Annotated in this window: 10 protein-coding genes; 4 read left to right on the top strand and 6 right to left on the bottom strand. The window is 67.6% G+C overall.

Annotated features, from left to right (window positions below):
• The first annotated feature begins 150 nt into the window (after positions 1–150).
• Entirely contained in the window at positions 151–1,224 is a 1,074-nt protein-coding gene (gene ychF / locus Q0066_RS00105; RefSeq protein WP_298128796.1) for a redox-regulated ATPase YchF, read from the top strand.
• A gap of 33 nt (positions 1,225–1,257) precedes the next feature.
• On the opposite strand, the gene Q0066_RS00110 is transcribed toward ychF, so the two are convergent.
• Entirely contained in the window at positions 1,258–1,815 is a 558-nt protein-coding gene (locus tag Q0066_RS00110; RefSeq protein WP_298128797.1) for a dihydrofolate reductase family protein, read from the bottom strand.
• A 255-nt stretch (positions 1,816–2,070) separates the two neighbouring features.
• Between Q0066_RS00110 and Q0066_RS00115 the strand changes: the two genes are divergently transcribed.
• Together Q0066_RS00115 and Q0066_RS00120 are read left to right on the top strand one after the other, a co-directional pair.
• Entirely contained in the window at positions 2,071–2,709 is a 639-nt protein-coding gene (locus tag Q0066_RS00115) for a dihydrofolate reductase family protein (RefSeq protein ID WP_298128799.1), read from the top strand.
• A 194-nt stretch (positions 2,710–2,903) separates the two neighbouring features.
• Positions 2,904–3,392 carry a GNAT family N-acetyltransferase gene (locus Q0066_RS00120; RefSeq protein ID WP_298128801.1) on the top strand — a complete coding sequence of 163 codons (489 nt, stop codon included), beginning with the start codon at positions 2,904–2,906 and terminating at the stop codon, positions 3,390–3,392.
• Here the strand turns inward: Q0066_RS00120 and Q0066_RS00125 are convergent.
• Positions 3,361–4,155, bottom strand: coding sequence for a DeoR/GlpR family DNA-binding transcription regulator (locus Q0066_RS00125; RefSeq protein WP_366521485.1), 795 nt, complete (start codon positions 4,153–4,155; stop codon positions 3,361–3,363). The genes Q0066_RS00120 and Q0066_RS00125 overlap by 32 nt on opposite strands.
• A gap of 62 nt (positions 4,156–4,217) precedes the next feature.
• Here Q0066_RS00125 and Q0066_RS00130 point away from each other — a divergent pair, with 62 nt between their 5' ends.
• A complete protein-coding gene (locus Q0066_RS00130) occupies positions 4,218–4,898 on the top strand; it encodes an NUDIX domain-containing protein (protein WP_298128804.1) in 681 nt (226 codons plus the stop codon).
• A 25-nt stretch (positions 4,899–4,923) separates the two neighbouring features.
• On the opposite strand, the gene Q0066_RS00135 is transcribed toward Q0066_RS00130, so the two are convergent.
• The 4 genes from Q0066_RS00135 to pflB all read right to left on the bottom strand — a co-directional run bounded on the left by Q0066_RS00135 (position 4,924) and on the right by pflB (position 8,861).
• A complete protein-coding gene (locus Q0066_RS00135; protein ID WP_298128805.1) occupies positions 4,924–5,280 on the bottom strand; it encodes a VOC family protein in 357 nt (118 codons plus the stop codon).
• Positions 5,281–5,373: 93 nt separating this feature from the next.
• The gene (locus tag Q0066_RS00140) at positions 5,374–5,703 is read right to left on the bottom strand and encodes a hypothetical protein (RefSeq protein WP_298128806.1); all 330 of its coding nucleotides are present in this window, start codon (positions 5,701–5,703) and stop codon (positions 5,374–5,376) included.
• 84 nt (positions 5,704–5,787) lie between these two features.
• Positions 5,788–6,603 (bottom strand): pyruvate formate-lyase-activating protein, encoded by an 816-nt coding sequence (pflA, locus tag Q0066_RS00145; protein ID WP_298128808.1) that lies wholly within the window; start codon positions 6,601–6,603, stop codon positions 5,788–5,790.
• A 2-nt stretch (positions 6,604–6,605) separates the two neighbouring features.
• Positions 6,606–8,861 (bottom strand): formate C-acetyltransferase, encoded by a 2,256-nt coding sequence (gene pflB / locus Q0066_RS00150; RefSeq protein WP_298128810.1) that lies wholly within the window; start codon positions 8,859–8,861, stop codon positions 6,606–6,608.
• Positions 8,862–9,007: the final 146 nt, after the last annotated feature.

Genomic DNA, 9,007 nt, shown 5'->3' on the forward strand with positions numbered 1-9,007 from the left:
CCCCACCGTTGGTCGAGCTTGTCGAGACCCCTCCGCACCCCTCCGCGGACAGCCCCGCACGACCGACCCCGAATCCACACACGTCGGCCCTGATTCCCGGAACCGGGCCTCGGCACGGCGACCATCGGCCGCGCCACTACGCTGTCCGGCGTGGCTTTGACAATCGGCATCGTCGGGCTGCCCAATGCGGGCAAGTCCACTCTGTTCAACGCGCTCACCCGCAACGAGGTGCTGGCGGCGAACTATCCGTTCGCGACCATCGAACCCAACGTGGGGGTGGTGGGGGTGCCGGACGAGCGGCTGCCGCAGCTGGCGAAGCTGTTCGGCTCCGAGCGGATCGTGCCGGCCACGGTCAGCTTCGTCGACATCGCGGGCATCGTGAAGGGTGCGTCGGCCGGCGAGGGCATGGGCAACGCGTTCCTGGCCAACATCCGAGAGGCGGACGCCATCTGCCAGGTCACCCGGGTGTTCCGCGACCCGGACGTCACCCACGTCGACGGCGCGGTCAACCCGGGCAACGACATCGACACGATCACCACCGAGCTGATGCTGGCCGACCTGCAGACCGTCGAGAAGGCGCTGCCCCGGCTGGAGAAGGAGGCCCGGATCAACAAGGACCGGCGCGAGACCCTGGCCGCCGTCCAGGCCGCCCAGCAGGTGCTCGACTCCGGACGCGGCATCTACGCCGCCGGCGTCGACCGCGAACCGCTGCGCGAGCTGTTCCTGCTCACCGCCAAGCCGTACATCTACGTGTTCAACTGCGACTCCGACGAACTCACCGACACCGCACTGCTGGATCGGATGCGCGAACTGGTGGCGCCCGCCGAAGCGATCTTCCTGGACGCCAAGATCGAGTCCGAACTGGTCGAGATGGAGCCGGACGAGGCCCGCGAGTTCCTGGTCGAGATGGGCATCGACGAGCCCGGCCTGGACGTGCTGGCCCGGGTCGGCTACGAAACCCTCGGTCTGCAGAGCTACCTGACCGCCGGCCCCAAGGAGGCCCGGGCCTGGACGATCCGCAAGGGCGCCACCGCTCCTGAAGCGGCCGGCGTGATCCACACCGACTTCCAGAAGGGTTTCATCAAGGCCGAGGTGGTGTCCTTCGACGACCTGATCCAGCTGGGCGGCATGCAGCAGGCCAAGGCCGCCGGCAAGGTCCGGCTGGAGGGCAAGGACTACGTGATGGCCGACGGCGACGTGGTCGAGTTCCGCTTCAGTTCGTAGTCCCAGCCGAGATAGTCGCCCCCGCACTGCATCTCAGGAAGAGGCGGCGTCCGGACGCGCGTAGGTCAGGGCGAGGTTCCCCTTGGGGAACGACTTGACGTCGATCAGCTGCAACCTGGTGAACTGGGTGAACAGCGGGCTGCCGCTGCCGTGGGCGAAGGGGCTGACCAGCAGGTGGTATTCGTCGACGAGGTCCGCGCGGACGAGTGCCTGAGCGAATCGCACGCCCCCGTGCGCGAGGATCGGGCCGCCGTCCTGGGCTTTCAACCTGGCAACCTCGGTGGCCAGGTCCCCCGAACAGACGGTCGTCGTCGCCCACGGGGTGTCGATCGGCGAGCGCGAGAAGACGACCTTGGGGATGGCGTTCATCGCGTCGGCCTCGGGTCCTCTCTGGAACGGCCAGTACCCGGCCATGTCTCGGTAGGTGCGAGCACCCATCGCGTGGACACCGGCCGAGCCGAGCACGGTGGCCATGTGCGCGACGAACTCCTCGTCCTCGTCGTACTCGAGGAAGAAGTCGTCGCGTACGCCCTCGGGTGCTGCGGCGTACCCGTCAAGGGACAGGCTGTGGCGGAGGACTAGTGGGCGCATGACGACTCCAAGGACCGGATCGCGCCCCGACCTCGCGGAGGGCGGTGACCTCACCATACTCGTCGTCCTGCACCGACTGAGGCGACCGAGGTCGGCAGCCACGGTCTCGACAAGATCGCGCTGCTGAGCGTCGCGTGACCTTCGATCCAGGCGAGAACCACTCGGCAGCGACTACGTCACCAAGTGCTTGCAGATCGGAATCAGCTTGCGCTACCGTGCAGGTGATCTTGATTTGCAAGCACTTTGGAGGCTGTCATGCCGCGCACGCGAGTCCACAACCTGTTCGTGTCGTCCGATGGATTCGCCGCCGGCGACTACGTGACGCTGGAGCAGCCGATCGGCGAAGCGCAGGCGCTCTTCGCCCGATTCGACGGGCGTGTCATCCACGGCATTCATGGTGTCGACGAACCGGTGACGGTGGACCGCGCGCTGTTCAGCACCTGGGGGCAGGGCATCGGTGCCGAAATCATGGGTCGCCGCAAGTACGGACCGCAGACCGGTGAATGGACGGACGACGGATGGCAGGGCTGGTGGGGCGACGAACCGCCGTTCCTCACCCCGGTCTTCATCCTCACCCACTACCCCCGCGAGAGCATCGAGTTCGCCAACGGCACCAGCTTCCACTTCATCAACGCCTCGCCCGAGGACGCACTTCGACTGGCACAGCAGGCTGCCGGCGGGCTGGACGTCCGGATCGGCGGCGGTCCGACGACGGTGAGCGAGTTCCTGCAGGCCGACCTCATCGACTTCCTGCATGTGGCGATCGTGCCGGTCGTGCTCGGCACCGGCGTCCGGATCTGGGATCACCTCACCGGCTTGGAGGACCGGTTCACCGTCGAGTCGATCAGCACATCCAGCGGCCTGACCCATCAACTGTGGAACAGGAAGCGCTAAAGATGCGCCGACCAAAGCCCCCATCGTCATCCCGGACTTGATCCGGGATCCCTCCCGCCCGAGATCCCGGGAGACCCCGGGTCGGAGCCCAGGATGACGTGAATGACTAGCACTTCCCCAACGGTCAAACCTCTTCGTTCACCCTGGTCACCGCCCCCAAAGTCCCGGCCACACGCCCTCGTAGGCTGCTTGGGATGACTCACGAGGTAACGATTCGCCCGGCCCGGGCCGAGGAGGCCGCGGCACTGACCGACCTGGCGCTTCGCTCGAAGAGTCACTGGGGGTACGACGCCGAGTTCCTCGCCGCCTGCCGGGCGGAACTGACCATCCGCCCCGATGAGTGCGCTTCGGGCGCGATCAGGATCGCCGTGCGGGGATCGAAACTCCTCGGCTTCCACTGCCTGCGTGGCACCCCACCGCACGGCGAACTCGCCTCACTCTTCGTCGATCTCGATGCGATCGGACGAGGCATAGGTGGCCTGCTGCTCAAGGACGCCCTGACCGAGGCAGCCGCGCGTGGCTTCGACGACCTGACCCTCGAGGCCGATCCGGGTGCGGAGCCCTTCTACGCCCACTACGGCGCGGTTCGAATCGGCGAGACAGCGAGCGGCTCGATCGCCGGCCGGGTTCTGCCTCGCATGCGATTCATGCTCACTTCAATGCGCGACCCTCGAGAGAGTTGACACCGGCGGACAGGATCTCGACCCCACGTGTCGCGACCTCTTTGATGACGGCATTGGCCGGACTGGCATCGGTGATCACTCCGGAGATCTGGCTCCAGGGCAGCACACGGTAGGGCGAGGCCGTCCCGATCTTCTCGGACGAGGCGAGTATGTAGGTCTCGGCCGCGCGCGCGGCGAGGGCCCGCTTCATCGCGGCGTCCTCGGCGTCGCCCGTGGTGAGCCCGGCCTCCGGGTGGACTCCGGTGACGCCGATGAAGCAGAGGTCGGCCGAGACGTACTGGGCGGCCTCGACGGCAGCGGCCCCGCAGGTGACGGCGGAGTGTTTGAAGATCCGGCCACCCAGCATGAACAGCGCAGCCCGGGGATGCTGCAGCAGCGCCGACGCGATGGTCGGACTGTTGGTGATCACGGTGCATTCCAGTTCCGTCGGAAGTAGCTGGGCGACCGCGAGCGCCGTGGTGCCGCCGTCGAGGATGAGCGTTGCCCCGGGGCGGACCAGAGAGGCCGCCTTGGCGGCGACCGCGCGCTTACCTTCGGGCTCGACGCTCTGGCGGGCGGCGTAGTCGACGATGGCGGGCGAGGCCGGCAGCGCTCCCCCGTAGACCCGCTGGCACAGTCCCTCGGCGGCCAGGTCGCGCAGGTCGCGACGGATGCTGTCCACCGAGATGCCTAAGTCGACCGCGACGTCGGTAGCCACGATCTTGCCTGTTTCTGCAAGGATCTGGAGCAGGTGAGTCCGGCGTTGCGCGGCAAGCATCCACATTCCTTCCTGTTTCTCCGTATTATTGCATGTATGGTGGCCGCCATGACGACAGCACAGGCAGCATGAAGACCCCCGGCGTCGACGTCCCCGACCATCGGGGACGCACCGGTCTTGATCGCACCGGGCGGAAGCTGAAGCGCAACCCGGACGTGGTGATCCGAGACGTCGAGCTGACTTCGCAGGGCTGGCACGTGCTCAGGCGCACCACCTTCGACTACCGGCGGCGTGACGGGCGCTGGGAACGCCAGCAGCGGGAGACCTATGACCGTGGAAACGGCGCAGTGATCCTGCCCTACGACACCGAACGTCGAACGGTCCTGCTGACCCGTCAGTTCAGGTTTCCGGCCTACGTGAACGATCATCCGGACGGGCTCCTCATCGAAGCAGCGGCAGGGCTTCTGGACGCCGACGACCCCCTCACCGCCATTCGTCGCGAGAGCGCCGAGGAACTGGGCGTGACCCTCAGCCGGATCGAGCACGTCTTCGACGCGTACATGAGCCCCGGCTCGGTGACCGAGCGGCTGCATTTCTTCGCGGCCGCCTACACGCCCGAGAACCGGACGAGCGACGGCGGCGGGGTTGTCGAGGAGGGCGAAGACATCGAAGTGCTCGAACTCGACTTCGCCGAAGCGCTCGCGATGACGAGGAACGGGCAGATCATCGACGGCAAGACCATCATGCTGTTGCAGTGGGCGGCTCTGCACGGTCCATTCGCCCCACCCGGTTGCCCTTCGCACGACTAGGGAAGCACCGTGCCATGACCCCCGGTCACTCCGGCCGGAGGGCGTGGGTGCCGACGTTGATCACCCGGCCGGACGAATCCCGGTAGAAGAAGCGGCGCACGCCCCAGTCCTCGTAGCTGAGCGGGTGGACGATCTCGACCCCGGCAGCATTCGCGGCGGCGTACGCGGCCTCGACGTCGTCCACGAAGACAGAGACGTCCGGATTGACCGGCGCCGTCGCGTCCGAAGTCATCAGGCCGATCTGCCGGCCGGCGTCGTCGGCGAGGAAGGCGATCCACCCCATGTCCATCACCACCCGCATGCCGAGCACGCTGGCGTGTTCCGCAACGGCGGCGGCGACGTCGCGGACGGTCAGAATCGGTGCGATGCGTTCGACCTGCATGCAGTCAGGCAAGCATCCCTCGGGCTGTCAGTCCAGCCGCCGCAGTGGACTCCGTTCGTCGCCAACGATCCGGTCGACCTCGAACGGCACCGCTCACGTCAAGCGTGCCCGCCCGCGTCCGGTGTGGTTCGCGAGCGCGTCTGCGACCGCCTTCCTGAACCGAGCACGGTCATCGCCTCGGTACAGATCTCGCGCGAAGAAGCGGGAGTTCTCGACGTACGGGGCGCTGTTGTGGATGCGGGTGGCGAGGTCGGACAGATAGTCGTGGCCGCCGAGCCGGTGAGCCTCGAGTTCAGTCGCGTTGAGCCTGATCAGAGCAGAATCGTCGATCAACGCGCTGTAGCTGTAGCGGGCGTCGAGGTAGAGGACGCCGTCCTGCTCCAGCAGAAACCAGCCGCCGGGTTCGTGATCGAGATAGCGCATCGCGTCTTCCAGTAAAGCAGCGCCTGCGCCCGATCCGGTCGCCTCCCGCGCATCGCGAATGAGGCGGTCGCAGTGTCCGGCGACTCAGTAGGTGGTCAGGCCCCGGGCGCGGAAGACGGCCCGGGTCGACTCGACCAGATCCGCCGAGGGCGGTTCGGTGTCGGCGAGTCGGTAGTCCAGGCCCAGCTCCGCCCATTTGCCGCGGCCCATCTGGTGGAACGGCAGCACCTCGACCCGGGACACGCAGCCCAGGGACGCCGCGTAGTCGGCGACCGGTTCGATGGTCGCCGGATCGTCGGTCAGCCCGGGCACCAGCACAAACCGGATCCAGGTCTCGATGCCGACGGCGTCCAGCCGGCGTCCGAAGTCGAGCGTGGGCCGCAGGCGGCGTCCGGTGACCCGGCGGTAAGTGGCCTCGTCGCCGGCCTTGACGTCGAGCAGCACCAGGTCGACGTCGGCCAGCATCGCGTCGTCGGCGTTGCGACCGAGGAACCCGGAGGTGTCCAGCGCGGTGTGGATGCCGAGCTCTCTGGCGCCGCGCAGGATGCGGCGGGCGAACGCGGGCTGTTGCAGCACCTCACCCCCGGACAGCGTGACGCCGCCGCGAGTGGCCCGGAAGATCGACCGGTACCGCTTGATGCGGGCCAACAGATCGTCGGCACACACCGGCAGGCCGCGGTGCGGGTTCATCGTGTCCGGGTTGTGGCAGTACAGGCAGCGCAGCGGGCAGCCGGCCAGGAAGGTGGTCATCCTGGTGCCGGGCCCGTCCACGGCAGTCACCAGTTCCCAGGAGTGCACCGAGCCGATCTCGCCGGTGTGCTGGGCCAGCAGCAGGTCGTGGTGCGGCAGATCGGCGACCGGGATGCCGCCGAGCATGCCGGGACGGACGGCGTCCGCCACCGTCACACCGATTCGTGGAAGGTGCGGGACAGCACGTCCAGCTGCTGCTCGCGGGTCAGTTTGGTGAAGTTGACCGCGTAGCCGGAGACCCGGATGGTGAGCTGCGGGTAGTCCTCCGGGTTCTCCATCGCGTCGAGCAGGGTCTCCCGGTTCAGCACGTTGATGTTGGCGTGGTAGAGCCCCTCGCCCATCCCGGCGTCCAGGATGCCGACCAGGTTCGCGACCCGTTCGGTCTCCGTCCGGCCCAGGGCGGACGGGGTGATCGTGTTGGTCAGCGAAATGCCGTCCAGGGCGTCGTCGTAGGAGAGTTTGCCGACGCTGAGCATCGAGGCCAACATGCCGTGGGTGTCCGCCCCGTTCTCGGGGTTGGCGCCGGGCGCGAACGGCATGCCCGCCTGGTGCCCGCAGGGGAAGGCGCCGGTGGCCTTGCCGTAGACCACGTTCGAGGTGATGGTCAGCACCGATTGGGTGGGGACGGCGTCCCGGTACAGCTTCAGGTGCCGGATCTTGTCCATCACCGTGGCCACCACCAGCTGGGCGATCTCGTCGGCCCGGTCGTCGTCGTTGCCGTACCGCGGGAAGTCGCCCTCGGTGCGGTAGTCGACGACCAGCCCGGACGCGTCCCGCACCGGCACGACGGTGGCGTACCTGATCGCGGCCAGTGAGTCGGCGACGATCGACAGCCCGGCGATGCCGCAACCCATGGTGCGGACGATCTCGTCGTCGTGTAGCGCCATCTCGATCGCCTCGTAGGCGTATTTGTCGTGGCAGTAGTGAATGATGTTCAGCGCCTCGACGTAGGTCTCCACCGCCCAGGTGAGCATCTCGTCGTACTTGGCCCAGACCGTGTCGTAGTCGAGCGGGCCGTCGCCGTCGACACCGAGGAAGCCGGGCACCACCCGCTTGCCGCTGACCTCGTCCCGGCCGCCGTTGATCGCGTACAGCAGCGCCTTGGCGGCGTTCAGCCGGGCTCCGAAGAACTGCATCTGCTTACCGATCGCCATCGGCGAGACACAGCAGGCGATCGCGCTGTCGTCACCCCAGTGGCCGCGGATCTCGGCGTCCGACTCGTATTGGATCGCGGAGGTTTCGATCGAGATCTGGGCGCAGAACTCCTTGTAGCCCTGCGGTAGCGCGGGATCCCAGTAGATGGTGATGTTCGGCTCGGGGGCGGGACCCAGATTCCGCAGCGTCTGCAGCAGCCGGAAGGAGGTCTTGGTGACCAGGGTGCGGCCGTCGTCGGCGAAACCGCCGTCGGACCAGGTCGCCCAGTACGGGTCGCCGGAGAAGATCTGGTCGTAGTCGATGGTGCGCAGGAAGCGGACGATGCGCAGCTTGGTGACCAGCGCGTCGATCACCTCCTGCGCCTCGGACTCGGTCAGCAGGCCGGCGACCAGGTCACGTTCGGCGTAGATGTCGAAGAAGCCGGACAGCCGGCCGATGCTCATCGCGGCGCCGTCCTGGCTCTTCACGCTGGCCAGGTAGGCGAAGTAGGTCCACTGGACGGCCTCGACGAAGGTGGTGGCCGGCCGGGACAGGTCGAAGCCGTAGCTCTCGCCGAGGTTGGTGAGCTTCCGCAGCGCCTTGATCTGGTCGGCATGCTCCTCGCGGCGGCGCGCCCAGTCCTCGCTGAACGGCTGACCGACCGACGCGTTCAGCGCGGCCCGCTTGGCTTCGATCAGGGCGTCGACGCCGTACAGCGCGACCCGGCGGTAGTCGCCGATGATTCGGCCACGGCCGTAGGCGTCGGGCAGGCCGGTGACCAGGTGGGCGCTGCGGGCGGCCCGGATCCGCGGGGTGTAGATGTCGAAGACAGCTTCGTTGTGGGTCTTGCGGTGCTTGGTGAAGATCTCCTTGACCCGCTGGTCGGGTTGCAGCCCGGCCTCGGCGATCGCGGTCTCCACCATCCGCCAACCCCCGTTGGGCATCATCGGACGCTTCAACGGGGTGTCGGTCTGCAACCCGACGATCACCGTGTCCTGGTCACTGATGAAGCCGGCCGGGAAGGCGTCGACGTCGGCCGGAATGTGGGTCTCCACGTCGTAGACCCGCTTGGCCCGCTCGACCGCGAGGTAGTCGCGCTGCAAGGTGTGCCACACCGCGAGGGTGCGGTCAGTGGCGCCGGCCAGGAAGGCGGCGTCGCCGGTGTAGGGGGTGTAGTTGCGCACGATGAAGTCGCGGACGTCGATCCGCTGCGTCCAGGGGCCGCGGACGAAACCCTCCCAGGCTTCGTCGCGCAGTGCGGGGATGGTTGCCACGGCGGTCAAGGGGTCTCCTCGTGATGCAGCGCGCGGCAAGAGCACCGCGCTGGACGAATCCGTTCACGCCGTCCGGCCTTGTCAACGTGTGAATCGGCAATGCCGCCCGAGGCGTGCTCGCGCTCGCTACTATAGCGCGTAGTAGA

Source organism: Micropruina sp. (assembly GCF_027492755.1).
Classification (GTDB): Bacteria; Actinomycetota; Actinomycetes; order Propionibacteriales; family Propionibacteriaceae; genus Micropruina.

Excerpts from the sequence above, each read along its gene's own strand:
- Q0066_RS00110 (WP_298128797.1), bottom strand. The coding sequence starts at position 1,815 with ATGCGCCCACTAGTCCTCCGCCACAGCCTGTCCCTTGACGGGTACGCC.
- Q0066_RS00115 (WP_298128799.1), top strand. The coding sequence starts at position 2,071 with ATGCCGCGCACGCGAGTCCACAACCTGTTCGTGTCGTCCGATGGATTC.
- Q0066_RS00120 (WP_298128801.1), top strand. The coding sequence starts at position 2,904 with ATGACTCACGAGGTAACGATTCGCCCGGCCCGGGCCGAGGAGGCCGCG.
- Q0066_RS00125 (WP_366521485.1), bottom strand. The coding sequence starts at position 4,155 with ATGTGGATGCTTGCCGCGCAACGCCGGACTCACCTGCTCCAGATCCTT.
- Q0066_RS00130 (WP_298128804.1), top strand. The coding sequence starts at position 4,218 with ATGAAGACCCCCGGCGTCGACGTCCCCGACCATCGGGGACGCACCGGT.
- Q0066_RS00135 (WP_298128805.1), bottom strand. The coding sequence starts at position 5,280 with ATGCAGGTCGAACGCATCGCACCGATTCTGACCGTCCGCGACGTCGCC.
- Q0066_RS00140 (WP_298128806.1), bottom strand. The coding sequence starts at position 5,703 with ATGCGCTATCTCGATCACGAACCCGGCGGCTGGTTTCTGCTGGAGCAG.